At 37.4% G+C, this 19431-nt stretch carries 15 protein-coding genes; 8 read left to right on the top strand and 7 right to left on the bottom strand.

The features are described from left to right. Nucleotides 1-2: 2 nt before the first annotated feature. Entirely contained in the window at nt 3-1556 is a 1554-nt protein-coding gene (locus M3Z76_RS06720) for a GGDEF domain-containing protein (protein WP_293929625.1), read from the bottom strand. Nucleotides 1557-1718: 162 nt separating this feature from the next. Between M3Z76_RS06720 and map the strand changes: the two genes are divergently transcribed. The 3 genes from map to M3Z76_RS06705 all read left to right on the top strand — a co-directional run bounded on the left by map (nt 1719) and on the right by M3Z76_RS06705 (nt 4099). Next, nucleotides 1719-2471 carry a type I methionyl aminopeptidase gene (map, locus tag M3Z76_RS06715; protein ID WP_293929624.1) on the top strand — a complete coding sequence of 251 codons (753 nt, stop codon included), beginning with the start codon at nt 1719-1721 and terminating at the stop codon, nt 2469-2471. 147 nt (nt 2472-2618) lie between these two features. Next, nucleotides 2619-3461: a polyphosphate kinase 2 family protein gene (locus M3Z76_RS06710; protein ID WP_293929623.1), complete on the top strand. Its 843-nt coding sequence runs from the start codon at nt 2619-2621 to the stop codon at nt 3459-3461. 50 nt (nt 3462-3511) lie between these two features. Beyond that, on the top strand, nt 3512-4099 hold the full coding sequence (locus M3Z76_RS06705) for a GNAT family N-acetyltransferase (protein WP_293929627.1): 588 nt from the start codon (nt 3512-3514) through the stop codon (nt 4097-4099). Nucleotides 4100-4165: 66 nt separating this feature from the next. Here the strand turns inward: M3Z76_RS06705 and M3Z76_RS06700 are convergent, their stop codons facing one another. The 3 genes from M3Z76_RS06700 to M3Z76_RS06690 form a co-directional block, all read right to left on the bottom strand. Next, nucleotides 4166-4732, bottom strand: a complete 567-nt coding sequence (locus M3Z76_RS06700; RefSeq protein ID WP_293929622.1) for a beta-class carbonic anhydrase — start codon at nt 4730-4732, stop codon at nt 4166-4168. A 157-nt stretch (nt 4733-4889) separates the two neighbouring features. Then, on the bottom strand, nt 4890-5048 hold the full coding sequence (locus M3Z76_RS06695; protein WP_293929621.1) for a hypothetical protein: 159 nt from the start codon (nt 5046-5048) through the stop codon (nt 4890-4892). 129 nt (nt 5049-5177) lie between these two features. Next, nucleotides 5178-6413: an aminopeptidase gene (locus M3Z76_RS06690; protein ID WP_293929620.1), complete on the bottom strand. Its 1236-nt coding sequence runs from the start codon at nt 6411-6413 to the stop codon at nt 5178-5180. 174 nt (nt 6414-6587) lie between these two features. Here M3Z76_RS06690 and motA point away from each other — a divergent pair, with 174 nt between their 5' ends. The 4 genes from motA to M3Z76_RS06670 all read left to right on the top strand — a co-directional run bounded on the left by motA (nt 6588) and on the right by M3Z76_RS06670 (nt 10874). After that, complete coding sequence (motA, locus tag M3Z76_RS06685; RefSeq protein WP_293929619.1) at nt 6588-7388, top strand: flagellar motor stator protein MotA; 801 nt, start codon at nt 6588-6590, stop codon at nt 7386-7388. Next, nucleotides 7372-8142 carry a flagellar motor protein MotB gene (locus tag M3Z76_RS06680; protein WP_293929618.1) on the top strand — a complete coding sequence of 257 codons (771 nt, stop codon included), beginning with the start codon at nt 7372-7374 and terminating at the stop codon, nt 8140-8142. Before motA ends, M3Z76_RS06680 begins: the two co-directional genes overlap by 17 nt. A gap of 723 nt (nt 8143-8865) precedes the next feature. Beyond that, entirely contained in the window at nt 8866-9951 is a 1086-nt protein-coding gene (locus M3Z76_RS06675; RefSeq protein ID WP_293929617.1) for a PfkB family carbohydrate kinase, read from the top strand. Continuing rightward, a complete protein-coding gene (locus M3Z76_RS06670) occupies nt 9951-10874 on the top strand; it encodes a pseudouridine-5'-phosphate glycosidase (protein WP_293929616.1) in 924 nt (307 codons plus the stop codon). Before M3Z76_RS06675 ends, M3Z76_RS06670 begins: the two co-directional genes overlap by 1 nt. A 62-nt stretch (nt 10875-10936) precedes the next feature. Here M3Z76_RS06670 and M3Z76_RS06665 read toward each other — a convergent pair whose 3' ends face one another. Then, nucleotides 10937-11644 (bottom strand): LytR/AlgR family response regulator transcription factor, encoded by a 708-nt coding sequence (locus tag M3Z76_RS06665; RefSeq protein ID WP_293929615.1) that lies wholly within the window; start codon nt 11642-11644, stop codon nt 10937-10939. A gap of 6 nt (nt 11645-11650) precedes the next feature. Continuing rightward, nucleotides 11651-14641: a sensor histidine kinase gene (locus tag M3Z76_RS06660; protein ID WP_293929614.1), complete on the bottom strand. Its 2991-nt coding sequence runs from the start codon at nt 14639-14641 to the stop codon at nt 11651-11653. 174 nt (nt 14642-14815) lie between these two features. Here M3Z76_RS06660 and M3Z76_RS06655 point away from each other — a divergent pair, with 174 nt between their 5' ends. Then, nucleotides 14816-18820, top strand: coding sequence for a leucine-rich repeat protein (locus tag M3Z76_RS06655; RefSeq protein ID WP_293929613.1), 4005 nt, complete (start codon nt 14816-14818; stop codon nt 18818-18820). A 245-nt stretch (nt 18821-19065) separates the two neighbouring features. Here the strand turns inward: M3Z76_RS06655 and M3Z76_RS06650 are convergent. Further along, the coding region (locus tag M3Z76_RS06650) for a transposase (RefSeq protein WP_295655769.1) at nt 19066-19431 on the bottom strand (366 nt) is incomplete at its 5' end.

Raw genomic sequence — 19431 nt, 5'->3', positions numbered from 1 at the left:
ATTTAATTTTTTTCTGTTAATAGAGCCTGTTGTTGCTTAATGGCTGCTTTATTAATATACATATTGACATCGCTCACATGTAATAATTGCTCTAGTGTATCGCCATCTACTGCATATATGCTATGACCAATACTAGGAGAAATAGTTATTTGGATGTCTTCGAAATGGAAAATATCTGCTTCACAACGTTGCTGAATCGCTGCTATAGCTAGTTCCAGCTCTTCTATGCTCTGCAAATTTTGCAAAAAGAGTACGTATTCATCTCCGCCAAGCCTAGCAACAATGTGTGGATCCTTAAAAAGAAATTGTAAAATAGAAGCCATATGCTGCAGCACTAAATCACCAACGGAATGACCATAGTTATCATTAATTTGTTTAAAGGAATTTAAATCTATTAAAATTAATGCATGAAGATCTGTAGATGTCGATTGATTAATAAATGCTTCTACGTGCTGTACAAAATAGGCACGATTATGCAAACCTGTTAAGGCATCATGATAAGCTAAATACTGTGCAAGTAATTCCTTTTCAGTATCATTCGTTATATCGCGCCACATAATATAGTAGTATTCATTAGAGCCTACAGAAATAATTGTTGCTTCAAATACTAAAATCATTGTTTGCAATGTTGAAGGATTTTCAAAATCTAATATAAAATTACTAAGCCCTTTTGAGTCCTTCAAAGCTTTCATTAGCAATATACCTTGTTTTTGATTATGTATTGTATGCAATAAATCAAGTAAGCTTCGACTTGATGTGGCATGAAACGTGTTGCGTGCATGATGGTTATATTCAAGCACTTCATACTCGTTTGAAAGCAAAATAATAGCAGTTGGTGACACTTCAAACATTGTTTGATAGCGAGATGTCAAGCTTGGGATAAGCTCGAATTTCGCAATACCTACAATAAAAATAATGCTAGTCATAACCATAAATAAAAGGATAGAAAGTGCTGGGAAATAATCTTTTAAAAAAAGTGTAAAGATAAATGCTGTGAAAAATAAGCTATAGGCGATAAGGAAAAATCGAAAGGCATTTTTTCCGTGTATCGATTGAGCGTGAAAAATACCAAAGGCTGATAAAATAATAGCAACCATAATATGTACACTAACAATACCAAAAACCCATACCGTATGAAAAAGAGTATTTGGAATAATCCAAATATTTTGGACGCTAAAATCTTCTATAGATGGACTAAAGCCTAAAAAAAGTGCGAGCACTTGGCACAATATAGGAATATAAAAAAGCGTAACGATAAACGAATGTGATTGTAAATGACAATACTTTACTAATAATACATACATTAAATGTAAAAGTGTAGATAGTGAGATTAATAGACATAACCCCATTAAGATTGAAAAAGAGAAAGGGATATATTTAGAGAGCAATGTATGTCGTAAAAGCCCTTCTAACAGCACAAGGCAAAAGCTAATTAATGCGATGCTTAGCAATCTTGTTTCTACCATTTTAGAATTATTAAGTAATAATTTAACAATGATAAATGTTAAAATAAAAATAGGGATGATAAATAATAAATAAATAGCTGGGTTAGTCATTTCATCACCTCTGTATATGTATATAAATGATGCTTTGATGTAATGGATTGTTAAAATTTTAAGAAAAGTTATAATTTTGTTATTGGAAGTCCATTATACAATTTATTTATACATTTGTGGTATAGTTATTAAAGATTTCTTTAAAAGGAAGGACGTTAAAAAATGATTGTAACTACTCAAGAAGAATTAGATGCATTTAAAAAAATTGGGCGTATCGTTGCAGAAATTCGCGAGGCGATGAAAGCAGCTACAAAGCCTGGAGTTACAACAAAGGAATTAGATGAAATCGCTGGTCGTATGTTTGCAGAAGCGGGTGCTTTATCTGGACCAAAGGGCGAATATGATTTTCCAGGCTATACTTGTATTAGCGTGAATCATGAGGTGGCACACGGTATTCCAGGTGATAAAGTAATTAAAGAAGGCGATTTAGTTAATATCGATGTGTCTGGTTCATACAATGGCTATTTTGCAGATACGGGTATTTCCTTTGTTGTAGGTGATGGCTATGAGGATAAGGAAAAGCTATGTGCTGTTGCCAAATCTGCCTTTGACCGTGCTATGACAAAAGTGAAAGCTGGCTCAAAATTAAATCAAATCGGAAAAGCGGTAGAACGTGAAGCAAACGCAAATGGCTTGACGGTTATTATGAATTTAACAGGGCATGGCTTAGGGCGCTCATTACATGAGGCACCTGATCATATTTTAAATTATTATGATGCATGGGATTCGACAATTATGAAAGAGGGCATGGTGCTAGCAGTAGAGCCTTTTATTTCTGCGAAGGCGGAGCATATCGTGGAAGCTGGAGATGGCTGGACATTTATTACACCAGATAAATCACTTGTTGCGCAAATTGAGCATTCCGTTATCGTTACAAAAGATAAACCAATTATTTTAACAGAGCTAGAAAATTAACCCCATTTGAAAAACTAAAAAGCCTGAGAAATTTTATGAGCTGTAAAATTTCTCAGGCTTTAAATATAAATGATTTCCATATCCATATATGATTGTCGTTCTAAATAAGATAAAATAATAATAATTTACTAATTAAGGAGTGGGAAAATGAAAAAATTAAGCGACTTAGATTTAACATTAAGCATGGATAAAAAAATGTATAAAAAGAAATTAAAAATGCTACAGTATGAAATGCTCAATGCACAGCAGTTTTTATTTAATAACAAAATCGGCTTAATTTTTGTATTTGAAGGAATGGACGCAGCTGGTAAAGGTGGCGCAATTAAGCGATTGACAGAGCGTATAGACCCGCGTGGCCTAGTTGTACATCCAATTTCTGCCCCACAGCCACATGAGCTTCGCTACAATTATTTACATCGCTTTTGGCGTAAATTACCTCAGCATGGACAAATTGCTATATTTGACCGCTCTTGGTATGGACGAGTGTTAGTAGAGCGTTTAGAGGGTTTTGCAACAAAGGATGAGTGGAGCCGCGCATATGAAGAAATAAATAATTTTGAAAAGCTGCTAACAGATGGCGATTACATTGTCATTAAGTTTTGGCTACATATTGATGAAGAAGAGCAGTTAAAGCGCTTTAATGATCGCGCTGCAGATCCTTATAAAGCTTGGAAGCTTACAGATGAGGATTGGCGCAATAGAGAGAAATTTAAAGATTATACGACAGCGGCTAATGAAGCATTTGCCAAAACCGATAGTGAGCATGCGCCATGGATTTTAGTACCTGGCAACGACAAATTATATGCACGCGTGCAAGTTTTAAAGGAAACGTTAGCCCATATAGAAAAAGAAGCAGAAAGAAGAGGGCTTCATTTAACAAATCAGTTTGTTGCTCCGCAGGATGAAACTGAAGAAGAAGTTGAACAAGTGCCATCAGTGGATATGAAGCCGAAAAATGTAGTGAAAAGTAAAAAGAAAAAGCGCAAATAACTAGCACAGGATAAACTTTAAGGAGAAGACGCTTTGGCGTTGTGAAAAAAATGCTGAGAGATTTTTTAAGCTTATTTCAAAAGAAGGGTGATGCGGTGATTACGATCGCATGTAATCGATGTGATTTGCGAACTTTAGTAGAAGCGGATGCACCTAGCTTGGCTGTGTTGTTAGCTGAAAATAAATATTTTTGGTCAACATATGAGCCATTACACCATCCTAATTTTTATACAGTAGAAACACAGCGTAAAAAAATTATGGAAAGCTTATATTTATTGCAAGAAAAGCGGGAGTTTTCCTTCGGCATATTTGCTAAAGGAACAAATCGCTTAATAGGACATATTTCCCTTTATGCAGTGAAAAGACTACCATACTCTAGTGCCTTTATTGGCTACTCTATGGACCAGCATTTTGTAGGAAAAGGGATGGCGACGGAGGCAGCGAGGGCGGTAGTGAAATTTGCCTTTGAACAAGTAGGGGTTCATCGTGTTGAAGCATATGTCGCACCAGCAAATACTGCGTCAATACGTGTATTAGAGAAGGTAGGCTTTCAAAAAGAAGGGCTCCTACGTAAGCTATTATTTATTAATGGGCAATGGGTTGACCATTATATGTTTGCATTGCTTGCAGAGGATTGATCATGTAAAAAAGGGATGTAAGGAAAGAGGATTATATACCACTCTACCTTACATCCCTTCAATTATTTACAAAAACTCGCTACCATCCTGTATTAAATCAAGACGGCCTGTATTCGGATCGATAACAAGACCGTGAACAGGTATACCTTTTGGCATAAGTGGGTGTTGACGAATCAAGTCCACACTTTTTAAAACGCTTGTTGTTACATCGCCAAAGCCGCGTAACCATTCTCGTAAATCAACACCTGAATAGTTAATAATATCGAGTGTTTCCTGAGAAATACCGCGCTCCTTCATACTAGTAAGTATTTGATCAGGGTCAACGGCGCTCATTCCACAATCGTAGTGACCAATTACATAAACTTCATCGGCTTGTAATGCATGAACGCCTACTAATAAGCTACGCATAATCCCGCCAAAAGGATGGTTGACGATAGCGCCAGCACTTTTTACGATTTTGACATCTCCGTTGCGAAAGTTCATTGCTTTCGGTAATAGCTCGACTAAACGCGTATCCATACAAGTCAGGATAACGATCCTTTTATCGGGGTATTTTGTCGTAATGTAAGGTTCGTATTGCTTATGTGCGACGAAAAATTCATTAAAATTTAAAATCTCTTGTAATGAAGTCATATAGTTGTTGCCCCTTTCCTTTACATCTAAATTGTAAAGCAAAATAGAAAGAATGCCAAATAGTAAATTGTCAGCTTTTCCTTGAAAAATAGCAATATTATATAAAAAAGACTATGCAGTAAGCATGTGCTTACGACATAGTCTTTCAGGCATTGTATTATTTTTTAGCATCGATACGAGTAGCGTCTGATGAATTTAAACCTACACGTAAGTAATGAATAAAGAACCATACAGAAAGTATAATAACTACTGTAAAGCCTAATACTGTTGTATAGAACTCAGGTGCTACTGGGTGATGGTGGTTAAAATTAAACATTACTGTTATCTCCCTTCATACAATCATTACTACACATTATACATGAAAAATAGCTCATAAAGTAGAGCTATTTCATATTATTTAAATTTAATAGTTGAACTTATGTCAACATTTTGAAGGGAATTTCGACTAAAAAGCCCAATTGCCATTGCGGAAGATAGGCTCTGTTTGTCCATCTGCTGTAATGCCATCGATATTCATTTCACCTGAACCAACCATGAAATCAACGTGTGTAATACTTTGGTTTAAGCCATTTGCTAATAAATCTTCCTGTGACATTGTTTTGCCACCTTCTAAGCAAAATGCATAGGCACTACCGATAGCAAAGTGATTTGATGCATTTTCATCAAATAATGTATTGAAGAATAGTAGACCAGATGCCGAAATTGGTGATTCGTGTGGTACAAGTGCTACTTCTCCTAAATAATGTGCGCCCTCATCTGTCTCCACTAATTGTTTTAAAATTTCTTCGCCTTGCTCTGCCTCCACTTTGACGATACGACCATTTTCGAAAGTTAATTTAAAGTTATCGATAATGTTACCGCCATAGCTTAATGGCTTCGTGCTAGAAACATAGCCATTGACACCTGTTTTGTGAGGAACTGTAAATACTTCCTCTGTCGGCATATTTGCCATAAATTCATAACCACGCTCATTGATGCTGCCAGCACCACACCATAAATGTCCTTTTGGTAAATCGATTGTTAAGTCTGTACCAGGTGCTGTATAGTGAAGCTGTGCATATTTTTTATCGTTTAAGTAATCCACTTTTGCATGAAGTGTATCATCATGATTCTTCCATGCTTCTACAGGATTTTCTAAATCAGCACGTGTTGCTTTAAAAATAGCATCCCATAATGCATTCACCTGCTCGTCTGCTGCAAGTTCAGGGAATACTTTAGCAGCCCAGTCTTTAGAAGCGGCAGCAATTACCGTCCAGCTAATTTTATCTGATTGTACATATTGGCGGTATTTATTTAAAGCTGTACCTGCTGCTTTTTGAGCTGTGGCAATACGTTTCGTATCAACACCTTTTAATAAATCTGGGCTTTGAGAAACGATGGACATAAATGCTGCGCCTTGCTCAGCTAACCATTCACGCTCAAGCTTTTTCCATTCAGGGTAGAATTCAAAAGAATCTTCAGGAGCTAGCTCGTAGCGTAGACGCCCAATCTCATCATCTGAAAAATCAACAAATACTTGGCGTGCACCGCTTTCATAAGCGACCTTTGTAACTAAACGAACGAATGGTGCGACTTCTGTCGAAGCTTGAATGAAAAGGTACTGATCCTTTTGGATATTTACTCCTATTTTTACAGCAAGTTCAGCATATTTTAATAAATTCCCCTCAAAAACTGTGCTCATTTTCTTATATCCTCCAATATTTATATGATAAAAATCGATTGTAATGATACCATCTAATCAAATATACCGAAATTTATAGAAAAATGCATTAATACATCGAAAAAAAATGAAAATAAGATTATACTAAATGGTAGAATATAAATAAAAAGAATTAGGTTAATGGAGGTATACATAATGGATCTTTCCTCGGTGGTAGGTATAGTTCTAGCATTCGTTTCATTATTGACAGGTATGATACTAAAAGGGGTAGGAATAGGCGCATTGGCGAATCCAGCTGCCATTTTAATCATTATTTTTGGTACTATTTCTGCAGTAGTAATCGCCTTCCCTATGAAGGAATTAAAGCGAGTGCCAAAATTATTTAAAGTATTGTTTAAAGAAACAAAGCTAGCTAACGATATTGATATTATTAAAATGTTTTCACAATGGGCAGATTTAGCACGTCGTGAAGGCTTGCTAGCACTTGAAAGCAAGGCCGCAGAAATTGAAGACCCATTTTTAAAAAACGGCTTAACACTTGCAATAGATGGTCAAAATGCAGATTATATTCGCGACGTATTATCTGAAGAGGTTGAAGCAATGGAAGATCGCCATACGAGCGGAGCTTTAATTTTTACACAAGCTGGTACATATGCACCTACGCTAGGAGTATTAGGGGCCGTTATTGGTTTAATTGCCGCTTTAACTGATTTAAGTGATATTGATAAATTAGGACATGCCATTTCTGCTGCCTTCGTTGCAACACTACTAGGTATTTTCACAGGGTATGTATTATGGCATCCATTTGCTAATAAGCTGAAGCGAAAATCAGCAGTAGAAGCTAAGCAAAAGCGCATGATGATTGAAGGGATTTTATCTGTTCTGGAAGGGGAAGCACCACGTGTCATTGAGCAAAAACTTGCTTCTTACTTATCTTTAGAAGAACGTAAGCAAATCATGGAAAGCGGGGCGGGTGGCCTTGGCAAAGAAGCATAAAAAACATAAAAAGCATGAAGAGCATGTTGATGAATCATGGTTAGTTCCATATGCGGACATATTGACATTGTTATTAGCTTTGTTTATCGTACTGTTTGCTTCTAGTTCAGTAGATCAAGAGAAGTTAAACAAAATGTCTGATGTATTTAGTCAAATTTTTGATGGCGGCGTTGGGGTTATGGAAAATCCATCAGCAGTACCGGATCCAAATGCAACAAGTGATGACATTACAGACCAAACTATGAAGTATATACGAGACCAAGAAGAGCTACAAGAAACAGTAAAACGAATTGAGGAATTTATCGCAGTTAATGAGCTAGAGGAGCAGTTTGAAGTTGTTAAAATAGATGATGGCGGCGTCTTAATCATTATTCGCGATAGTATTTTATTTGATCCAGGGCGCGCAGATATTAAGCCAGAGTACGAAACAATTGCACTGGAATTATCAAATATATTGCAATCTGATATACCTCGTAGAATACTGATTCGAGGACATACAGATAATGTGCCAATGAACAATGCACAATTCCATTCAAACTGGGATTTATCGGCAATGCGAGCATCTAGATTTTTAGATAGCATTCTTGAAAATAATCCTAGTTTAGACCCCGGCTATTTCAGCGCAATAGGTGAAGGTGAGTACAAGCCAATTGCTGATAATGGAACAGCAGAAGGACGCGCCCAAAACCGCCGTGTTGAAGTATTAATTCAGCCATTAGTAGCCGAAGACGGCAGCGAAATTGAAGAACCATAAAATAAAAACCGCTTAAAGGGTACACTTTAAGCGGTTTTTGCTGTAAAGAGAGAATCGCAAATATATTTGGGAAGTCGCAAATAAAACGGGAAAGTCGCAAATATATCAGAGAAGTCGCAAATAAACTGAGCAACCCGCAAATATATCGGAGAAGTCGCAAATAAAACGGGAAACCCGCAAATATATTTGAGAAGTCGCAAATAAAACGAGCAACTCGCAAATATATCCGAGAAGCTGCAAATAAAACGGGAAATTCGCAAATATATCGGAGAAGTCGCAAATAAAATGGGAAACCCGCAAATATATCCGAGAAGTCGCAAATAAACTGAGCAACCCGCAAATATATCCGAGAAGTCGCAAATAAACTGAGCAACTCGCAAATATATCGGAGAAGTCGCAAATAAAACGAGCAACTCGCAAATATATCCGAGAAGTCGCAAATAAAACGGGAAATTCGCAAATATATCAGAGAAGTCGCAAATAAACTGAGCAACTCGCAAATATATCGGAGAAGTCGCAAATAAAACGAGCAACTCGAAAATATATCCGAGAAGTCACAAATAAACTGAGCAATTCACAAATAAAACAAGTAACCCACCAAGAAAACGAAGGCTCTATTTTTATCTTGCGATGTAACCTTCTTTAAATATAAGGATTTTTCAATTTGACTTCTTTTGAACAAAAGTTTATAATTTAAACAAAAGTTCAGATAGGGGGATTGCGATGAACGACAAGGAGCAACTTGTCCTACAATCGATTCGAGAAAACCCATATTTATCACAGCAAGACATGGCGGAAAAATTAAATATGTCACGACCCGCACTCGCTAATATTATTTCAGGCTTAATTAAAAAAGGCGAAATTATTGGGCGGGCATATGTTCTACCAGAGAAGCAGGCTATTCTTACGATTGGTGGGGCTAATGTTGATAGAAAGCTTCATATTACAAATAAAGTTCAGCTAGCAACATCCAATCCTGTAACGGCAAGTGAAAGTGTCGGTGGCGTTGCACGCAATATTGCAGAAAATCTCGGACGTTTAGGGAATCAAGTGAAGCTGTTGACAACACTTGGGCAAGATGCTGATGCACAAATGATTGAGCAAGCTAGCCGTGCTTTTATTGAGCTAGATGTAATAGAAAAATTAGAAGCAGAGCAAACGGGCTCTTATACAGCAGTATTAGACAAGGATGGTGAGCTCGTTATTGCATTAGCTAATATGGCTATTTACGATGCTTTAACACCAAAATTATTGGAGAAGCATACAGCAACATTAGTAAATGCTGCAGCTATTGTCATTGATTTAAATTGTCCAAAGGAGACTGTTGTGTATGTACAGCAGGTTGCAAAGGAGCGCAATATTCCGTTAGTAATCGTCCCAGTTTCTTCACCTAAAATGAACCGAATGCCCGATGATTTGCAGGGGGTTAGCTATTTTATCTGCAATCGAGATGAGGCGGAAACATACTTGAATATGACTTTAGACGGTGAGGCAAGCTATAAAGAAGCTGTAAAGGCGTTGCTACAAAAAGGAGCGGCACATGTAGTGTTAACTTTAGGTGAGCAAGGCGTAATAGTTGGAGATAACGAAGGATTACAAAATTACGCTGCCTACGCCATAGAAGATGTGAAGGATGTAACGGGGGCAGGAGACGCCTTTGTTAGTGCGACTTTACATGGTGTGATGCAAGGCGATACTTTACATGAGGCAGTGCAATTTGCACTATATCATGCGGCAAAAACATTGCAGGCAAACACGACAGTACGACCAGTAACACAAAACGAATATAATAATTGGAGGAATTTATAATGAAACAATATTTATCTTACTCACAAGAGGTTTTAGAAGCAAAGGAAAAAGGATTACCAATCGTTGCATTAGAATCAACAATCATTTCACATGGTATGCCGTATCCACAAAATGTGCAAACAGCGCGTGAGGTAGAGCAAATTATTCGTGATAACGGCGCAGTACCTGCAACAATCGCATTAATTGACGGTCAAATTAAAATCGGCTTATCAGACGATGAGCTAGAAATGTTCGGGAATGCGCAAGGTGTAGCAAAAGCTTCACGTCGTGATTTAGGCTATTTACTAGCAACGAAAAAAGTAGGTGCGACAACGGTTGCAGCAACAATGATTTGTGCAGAGCTTGCAGGCATCGAACTATTTGTAACAGGCGGTATCGGTGGCGTACACCGTGGTGCAGAGACAACAATGGATATTTCAGCAGACTTAGAAGAGCTATCAATGACAAACGTAGCAGTTGTCTGTGCAGGTGCAAAATCCATTTTAGATATCGGTTTAACATTGGAATACTTAGAAACAAAAGGTGTACCTGTTATCGGTTATGAAACAGATGTATTACCAGCATTCTTTACGAGAGAAAGCGAATTTGCTGTAAACTTCCGTGCGGACTCAGCTGAAGAAGTAGCCGCAATGATGCGTGCGAAGTGGGATTTAGGTTTACGTGGTGGTGCAATCATTGCAAACCCAATTCCTGTCGAGCATTCAATGGAAGCAAGCTTTATTGATGGAATTATTGCATCGGCTTTAGAGGAAGCTGTACAACAAGGTATTGCAGGGAAAGATGTAACGCCATTTTTATTAGGTAAAGTGAAGGAATTAACAGAAGGTAAATCACTTGATGCCAACATTGCATTAGTTAAACATAATGCGAAAATTGGTGCGGGTATTGCCGTATCTTTAAAAGCAAATGAACACAGTGCTTAAAGTTCAACTGTAAATAGTGATTTTTTGATAGGGCTATCCGATTCCGGATGGCCCTTAATTGATTAGACGACTGTATTTTCAAAAATTAAGCGGTAACCTTGTCCTCGCACCATGACAATTTTAGTACTATAATTAGGAATGGCTTCAAGCTTCTTTCTTAAATTGCTAATGTGTACCCTTAAAGATTGTGTTTGTCCGATGCTATCCTCCTCCCAAATAAGCTGATAAAGCTCAGAGGCTGGAAAGGTTTGTCCAGCATGCTGCGCTAAAAAGAATAAAATTTGAAACTCCTTTGTTGAGAGCGATAATGTGATATTGTTAATCGACACTTTGCCTGAATGTATATGAAATTGAAGAGATTGAATGATTGTAGGCTCCATAGAATGCTCTACTATGGCATTATTTCCTTTTCTGCGTTGCTGAATTCTATCAATCGTTTTTAATAACCTACTTTTATCAATTGGTTTTAAAATATAATCTGTTGCCTGCACGTTAAATGCCTCAAGCGCATAATGCTCATAGGCTGTTACGAAAACAATATCAACTGGGTGTACCGTTTGTTCAAGTGTACGAGCAAGCTCAATTCCAGTCATTTCTGCCATATCAATATCTAAAAATAGAATATCAGGCTGTAGAATGGGGATATTTTCTAATGCTTCTAAAGGGTTTAGAAATTTCCCGGTAATATGAACTAGCTTACTTTCCCGTAATAATGCCTCCAATAAATTTATCGCTAATATTTCGTCATCTACTATAAAAGCATTTAACAAGGGATATCACTCCTTTCGGTTAAAGTGAAATGGAAATTGAATTTCGACAGTGGTGCCTTGATTTACTATGCTATTAATTGTCATAGAGGCACGCTCATACTTCTTTAAACGCTTAGCAATATTGCGGAGACCCACACTTTGGCTATGCTTCATACCGTCTGCAAGAATTTGCTGTAATTGCTTTTGCTCAATACCAATGCCATTATCACTAATTTTAAAAATAATTAGTTGCTGTTGTTTTTCAATTACGATAGAGAGCTTAGCACCTTCCTTCTTTGTTTTAAGCCCATGAATTAATGCATTTTCAACTAAAGGCTGTAGCAAAAGCGGAGGAGTCACACAATTTGCTGCTGTTTCATTCACTTGTATATCAAATTGCAGCTGTGATGGGAACCTTGTTTGATGAATATTTACATATGCTTGAACAAGGTCTAATTCTTTAGTGAGTGGCACAAGACTATTTGTATTTTCAAAAGAAAAGCTACTGCGTAAAAATATTGCAAAATTTGTAATCATCGCTCGTGCCTGCTCCAAATCTAAATAGCTCAGCGATAAAATCGAATTGAGCACATTATAAACAAAATGCGGTTTAATTTGTGCTTGTAAAAATGCTGTTTCCATTGTAATTGCTGCTTCCGCAGAATCCTTTAATAAAATTAAATTGCGTACACGTGTTTTGAGCTCGATGATATCAAGTGGCTTATGCAAGAAATCGTTTGCTCCTGACTGGAAGGCTGCCACCATATCCTCTGGACGAATAGCAGTTGTTAACATTAAAATAGGTAATTCTGCAGCAGTGTAACTTTGACGTACTTGCTGGCAAATCTCATAGCCTGAAATATTTGGCATCATAATATCTAAAATTAATAAATCAATATTAGGATGCTGCTCTAATTGCTCGAAAACTTGTAGACCACTATTAATTGCGATAATAGAATAGTTTTCCGGTTCTAAAATATCAATTAACACCTTCAAATTCACTGCATCATCATCTACAATCATAATTTTTTTAGCATTAGCCTTTTCTACGATATATGGGAAAGATAAAAAAGGTTTTTGGTGAGTCGATTTCAACATGATTGATGGTACTTCATTAATTGCCTGTGCCTTTAAAAGTTTTACAGAGAAAGTCGTTCCTTGCTTAAGAACAGAAGTAACAGCAATTTGCCCTCCTTGTCGCTCCACAAGCTCCTTTGTAATATATAAACCTAAGCCTGTCCCACCAATTGAATGCTCGGACTGCTGAAAGGCATTGAAAACGTTTTTTAACTCCTCCTGTGGCATACCACAGCCTGTATCTTGAATGCCTATTACTAAAAAGGCATCATCCTCATAGCAAGTAATCTCGATTTGCCCTTCATCCGTATACTTTATTGCATTATGAATTAAGTTATATAAAATTTGGCGAAGTCTATCCTCGTCTGCTTGAACAAAGGTGCCCCTTGTAATATGATTGTTGATTTTAATATTTTTCGTGACCGTATAAGAGAGTACTTCAACTGTCATATGCGTCACCGCAAATAAATCAACAGAGGTGATGCGTAAAGCTAATTCATTGTCCTTAAGCTTTGAAAAATCAAGGATATCGTTGACTAAATAGGACAGGCGATTCGCAATATTAAAAATAAGCGTTATTTTTTCTTCTTGCTCAGATGTGCTTTGTTTATCAAGCATTGATTGTGAAATCCCCATAATACCATGCAAAGGTGTTCGAAACTCATGCGATGTTTTTGCTAAAAATTCATCCTTCAATTGATCAACCTGAAGCAGTGCCTCAGTCAGCTTGCCTTTTTCTAAATAAGAATCCGCAAAGCGATGTGAAATATATAAGGAAAGCATTGTTAAACAAATAAATGGTAGCAATGGTGGTAAGGCACTCAGCTCAAGATTAATGTTTGTGTTTAAAGTAGCCACGATAAAGTAAAGTAAAATGGCTAGCGAGCTTAATAATAAGTACATAATGCCTGTAGCCCGACGATATATTGCGATAATTTGTACATAGAAAATATAAACGATATTGGCAAATACATAAATGGAATTGATATTTTGCAATTGTGAATTAATAGCTGTAGGTAACATCCCTATAAAAATGAAAAGAATACCTATGATGCATAAGCCCTTCACAATTTGGCGATTCATATATGGCAGTAACGCACGATAGAAATATAACAATATAAAGAGACCTACAGAGACGCTTGAAATCATCTGTATTTTCTGAAATGGCGCATAGGGCATATCAATAAAGGTCAGTAAAAGCTTCTCACCATGTGTAAGCGTATAAAGTGCACTAGAAAAACAAAATAGTGCAAAGTAAAGCTGCTCAATCCCTAATTTTGAATAAAGATAAGAGCCAAAAAAGTAGATAAACATCGTTAAAAATGCTGCCAGTGTAATTAAATCATAAAAAAGTGCTCCCTCACGCAGCTTAGTAATACTAGACTGATCTCCAAGGAAAATCGAACTAATAATACCGCCACCTGGAGCATAATCAAAATTCGCCACATGAACAATTAAATCAAGCTCCTGTGTATCAGGAGAAAAATAAGCAACGTAGGGCGTATTATGCGGTACATAGCTACGCCCATCCACGGGCTCACCGCTATTGCCAATACGTTTACCATTGATATACAAGGCGTTTGACATGCGAATTGTATTCGTTTTAATGCCTAAAATTTCTTCATAGTCATCTATTAAAATTTTCAATCGATATGTACCACTTGCAAAGGCAGGTAACGGCTTTTCATCTACAGTATATTTCACCCAAGGAGAAGGAACGTCCACTATATAGCTTTGATATGTATCAAATGACGAACTATCAACTAATTGATTTGGGATGAATGCCCATTCTCCGTCTAATTGCACAGGAGCATTATTCGAAAATGTATAGTGCCGTAAATCCATCACCCCATTAACTGCTTGAAGCGCAGATGAGCGAGGCTGTGTTAAGAAATAAGTAGCACCTGCTATTAGTAATGTACTAATTAAAATAGTGAGCAATAGTAATAATTTTTTGATTTTGAGTCACCTTCACTTCACCCTATTTTAGTTGGATTATACAAGATATTTTACTAGATGAATAGATGGAGTTTAAACGTTAAGAAATCTTAACACCATGATATAGCATGATTCTTTTATACTATAGAAAATATGTCGAAAAGAGGCGAATGTTAGATGATAAAGAAATGGGGTAGCATGTTCATCATTGCAATGTTAATTTGGTCGCAATTGGGATTGATATCTACTAAAGCGGCTAGTGATGGATTCACAACAATATTGAATGCAGATGATACATTAACAATTACAGGATGGAGTGGAGGGTTGCCAATAGGAGATTTAGATATTCCGAGTACGCTACCGTATGGGGGCGTTGATAAAAAGGTAACTGTAATCAAAGATTGGGCATTTTGGAATAAAGGAATAACGAATGTAACCATCCCTCACACAGTTAAGCAGATAGGGCTACTAGCTTTTGCGGAAAATCAATTAACAACAGTAACTTTTGAAGATGAATCAGAGTTAAAAGAAATAGCCTCATCGGCATTTCACACTAATATGCTAACTACTATTAAGATTCCTGCTTCTGTTCAAAAGATAGGTACAAATGCTTTTGAAAACAATCAATTAACATCTGTAACTTTTGAGTCTGAATCTAAATTGGAAAAAATAGAGATGTCTGCATTCAAAAGAAATATGTTACCTATTATTAAGATTCCTGCTTCTGTCCAAAAGATAGGCCAAGAAGCTTTTATAAGTAACCGATTAGCATCTGTAACTTTTGAAGATGAATCTAAATTAGAAGAAATAGGGCCTAATGCTTTTGTATCTTTTGGACAGGATGAGAATGATAATCATATAGAAGTTATTACAATTCCAGCCAGTGTCATGAATATAGGAAGCTTTGCTTTTTTCGGGAATAAACTAAAAACAGTTATATTCGAACAAGGAAGTCATCTAGAAAGTATAGGAAATAATGCTTTTGCATCGAATCAGTTAGAAAGTATTATATTTCCATCTAGTATAAAAACGATAGAATCCTCTGCATTTGAAAAAAACAATTTGGAGAAAATCGAGTTTAAAGAGCCAGCAAATCCACCGATAACAGTCGGTGCAAATGCATTTAAATTCCAAAATAATGTCCAAGAAACACCTTGGTATCTGAACGGTAATGAATCGACACCATGGGATCAAGCAACGGTTACAACAGCCTTTAAAGCTTATTCTGAACCGCAAGCACTACCACCAAAGCCAACAAATATCACGGCAGTAGCAGGGAATGGCGAGGCAACAGTGAGCTTCACAACTGGAGACAGTGCAAGTGTGGTTACAGGTGATAGTGCAGGTGTGATTATGCATAAAGTAAAAGTTTATGTAGGAGGACATGAACAAGTAGGCTTACAAGCAACAGGTACACAAAGTCCAATTACAGTGACAGGTTTAACAAATGGCACAACGTATACTTTTAGGGTAGTTGCAATGCAGGGGATAGTAGAGAGTGAGGATTCAGATGAATCTAACTCAGTCACATTAATAGCTCCAGCAACAAAGCCAGGAGCACCAACAATGCTTAGTGCAACAGCATTATTCGGGGCGGCAACAGTAACCTTCTCTCTACCAGCAAGTGACGGAGGAAGTGCCATCACAGGATACAAAGTGAAGGTGTATGAAAATGGCATAGAGAAGCCGTCTCTAGAAAAAATATCAACAGAGACTACGCCAAATATAGGGAATATTTTGATCGTAACAGTACCCAACTTGACAAATGGTCTACCTTATACATTTAAAGTGGTAGCAATAAATGGTATAGGAGATAGTGAGGAGTCAGCGATGTCTAATCCTCCTATTATACCAACAATGCCAATAATCCCGCCCCCAATAACGACAGTGCCATTTGCACCAACAGGTGTAACAGCATTAGCAGGGGATGAACAAGCAACTGTAAATTTTATGGCACCTATGTACAATGGAGGAAGTCCGGTTACAGGTTATAAAGTGAAGGTTTATGTGGACGGAGTAGAGAAGCCAACATTACAAGCAACAGGTGTGATGAGCCCAATCACAGTGACGGGTTTAACAAATAACACAACTTATACCTTTAAAGTAGTAGCAACGAACAGTATAGGAGATAGTGCAGAGTCATTAGAATCTAATGCGGTGACACCAGGTGCAGATGGATTTATTACTACTAGCAATGGCGATGATACAGTAAAAATCACAGGCTACAACGGTACTGTACCAGCACAATTAGTCATACCTGCTGAAATTAATGGCAAGCCCGTTTCAATCATCGGGAGTACGGCCTTTATGTTCAAAAATATAACGAGCGTTGTCATTCCAGAAGGGATTAAAAAAATTGACACATCCGCTTTTTCAGGGAACTTGTTAACGAATGTAGTAATTCCTTCTACAATGGAGGAGATTGGGAGCACGGCCTTTAAAGGTAATAAGCTAGAGACAGTGGAATTTAAAGGAGCTGTCAGCACGATAGATGGTTCAGCCTTTGTCTCGCAAGATGTCACACCAGAATTTACAGGCTGGTACACAGATCGCTCGATGCAGCCATCTACACTATGGAATGGAACTATCCCACAAGCGATGACAATTTATTCAACAGGCATTTTGGGATATATGGTGACATTCAATACAAATGGTGGCAGTGATATAGCACCGAAATTTGTAACACAAGGAGAGAGCATTACAGCTCCATCAGCTCCAACAAGATCAGGCTACACATTTGCAGGCTGGTATAAGGATAGCACATTACAAACAGTTTGGAATTTTGCAACAGATAAAGTAACGAGAAATACAACACTTTATGCGAAATGGACTGCGGTGCCAACGACAAATCCACCAGTGGTCACATCGCCATCCGGGTCAAATTCAACACCATCTACAACAACTGAAATTAGAGTGGATGTCGTAGATGCAAGCAATCCCGATGCAGTGCTTGTCCAAACAGTCATTACACGTGAAACGAACAATGGTATCGTCAAAGATACAGTTAACTTTACTTCTGCAAACGCAAGAGAAGCAATTGAAAAACTAGCAAATCAACAAAACAAGCAATCACGTATGGTTATTCCAGACGAGCAACAACAGGTAAGTGAAACAAATATTAGTATTGGCAGAGAAGCGGCTGAATTACTAACAACAGCTGGAACAGGCTTAGGCATTGATATGGAGACAGTGAAGTTTGATATTCCAGCAACTTCTTTCGCAAATATCAACAGCGATATTTATTTCCGAGTAGTACCAGTCAAAGCACAAGCGACAAAACAACAGCTAGAACAACGTGCAAAAACAGAAGAGATAGTCAAACAACTAACAAGTACAACAGTAACGGTGCTTGGACAACCGATGACAATCGAAACAAATATGCAAAACCGCCCTGTAACATTAACATTGCCATTACCAAATAATGTGACGCAGGAGCAGTTAGATAATTTAGCGGTATATATCGAGCATAGCGATGGCACAAAAGAGGTAATACATGGTCAAATTGTAGACTTTAAAGAAGCAACAAAGGGTATTCAATTTAGTGTAACAAAGTTCTCAACATTTACAATTTTATATACACCAGTAGAAAAAGAGGAAACAGTTGTGGAGAACCCTGTTTCGATTCCATACATCCAAGGCTATGCAGACGGTACATTCCGTCCCAATGCCTCTGTGACAAGAGCCCAGATGGCAAGTATGTTAGCAAGACACTTAACAAACAACGAAATTCCAACAGCGCCACCTAGCTTCAAAGACACAGCAAAGCATGGAGCAAAGGACGCAATTGAATATGTCAAAGCACAGGGCTTGTTCCAAGGCACAACAGCAACAACATTCCAACCAAATGGCACAATTACACGTGCACAAATGGCAGCGGTGGTCGTACGGTGGATGGAACAGCAGGGTGCAGAATTAACATTTGATACAAAATCAACATTTACAGATGTTAAAGCAAATCACTGGGCAGCTGAAGCTATCGCTAAGGTGCATGCACTTGGCATTATGACAGGTACAAGTCAAACAACCTTCAACCCAGAAGGTGCATTAACAAGGGCACAGGCAGTAAAAGTATTAAATCAATTGTTTGAGCTTGAAGTACAAGCAAGTGAGCGAGCGCCATTATTTAAAGATGTCACATCAGCACATTGGGCGTTTGATGATATTCAAGCGGCAGCACAATAGAAAATTGAAAGGAGAGGCTATTTATTTTGCAAATAGCCTCTCTTTTCATATTCTATGAAGCCTATTTTAAAAATTTCTTGATGAGTAACGAACTATAGTTTTATTTATGTAAGAAAATATATTCAATTCAAAGCTGTAAGTGTACATATAATATAAAAAGAATTATCTGTAATTGAATCAATTTCATAATTCGATTTTTTTAAGAGCTTAGACTGCTCCTGTGCCTGATTTTTAATTTTTTAAAATTACGCTGCGTTGTTTTGAAGCTGTAAAAATACATTCATACGATCGACTGCTAATTTGCAGGCATTATAAATAAACGTCACGAGATTGAAGTGTAGTTTGGCTTTTCTACCGGTTCTGTGACGGACGTTGTTTAACTGAAAATATTGCTTTAAATAGGCATTTACTCGTTCGACAGCTGTGCGTTCTTTATAAATTGCTTTCCATAATACGGAGCCACGTGCTGGATACGTGTATTTGCGGAGATCTGTTTCACATTTAATTTTAAATACCTTTTGACAGAGCGAATCATCACGTAGTGGACAGGTTGCACATTCTGTTGGACGCGTAAACTTAAGCGTCTGATATTTTCCGTCAAAGCTGTCGTA

The organism is Metasolibacillus sp. (assembly GCF_025291715.1).
GTDB classification, from domain to species: Bacteria; Bacillota; Bacilli; order Bacillales_A; family Planococcaceae; genus Metasolibacillus; species Metasolibacillus louembei.
The sequence above is the reverse complement of the archived record's forward strand: the minus strand, read 5'-3'. Positions and strand labels throughout refer to the sequence as shown.

What these genes read in the sequence shown, in the direction of transcription:
- M3Z76_RS06655 (WP_293929613.1), top strand. Translation starts at nt 14,816, where the DNA reads ATGATAAAGAAATGGGGTAGCATGTTCATCATTGCAATGTTAATTTGG.
- M3Z76_RS06675 (WP_293929617.1), top strand. Translation starts at nt 8,866, where the DNA reads ATGAACGACAAGGAGCAACTTGTCCTACAATCGATTCGAGAAAACCCA.
- motA (WP_293929619.1), top strand. Translation starts at nt 6,588, where the DNA reads ATGGATCTTTCCTCGGTGGTAGGTATAGTTCTAGCATTCGTTTCATTA.
- M3Z76_RS06705 (WP_293929627.1), top strand. Translation starts at nt 3,512, where the DNA reads ATGCTGAGAGATTTTTTAAGCTTATTTCAAAAGAAGGGTGATGCGGTG.
- M3Z76_RS06700 (WP_293929622.1), bottom strand. Translation starts at nt 4,732, where the DNA reads ATGACTTCATTACAAGAGATTTTAAATTTTAATGAATTTTTCGTCGCA.
- M3Z76_RS06695 (WP_293929621.1), bottom strand. Translation starts at nt 5,048, where the DNA reads ATGTTTAATTTTAACCACCATCACCCAGTAGCACCTGAGTTCTATACA.
- M3Z76_RS06720 (WP_293929625.1), bottom strand. Translation starts at nt 1,556, where the DNA reads ATGACTAACCCAGCTATTTATTTATTATTTATCATCCCTATTTTTATT.
- map (WP_293929624.1), top strand. Translation starts at nt 1,719, where the DNA reads ATGATTGTAACTACTCAAGAAGAATTAGATGCATTTAAAAAAATTGGG.
- M3Z76_RS06710 (WP_293929623.1), top strand. Translation starts at nt 2,619, where the DNA reads ATGAAAAAATTAAGCGACTTAGATTTAACATTAAGCATGGATAAAAAA.
- M3Z76_RS06670 (WP_293929616.1), top strand. Translation starts at nt 9,951, where the DNA reads ATGAAACAATATTTATCTTACTCACAAGAGGTTTTAGAAGCAAAGGAA.
- M3Z76_RS06690 (WP_293929620.1), bottom strand. Translation starts at nt 6,413, where the DNA reads ATGAGCACAGTTTTTGAGGGGAATTTATTAAAATATGCTGAACTTGCT.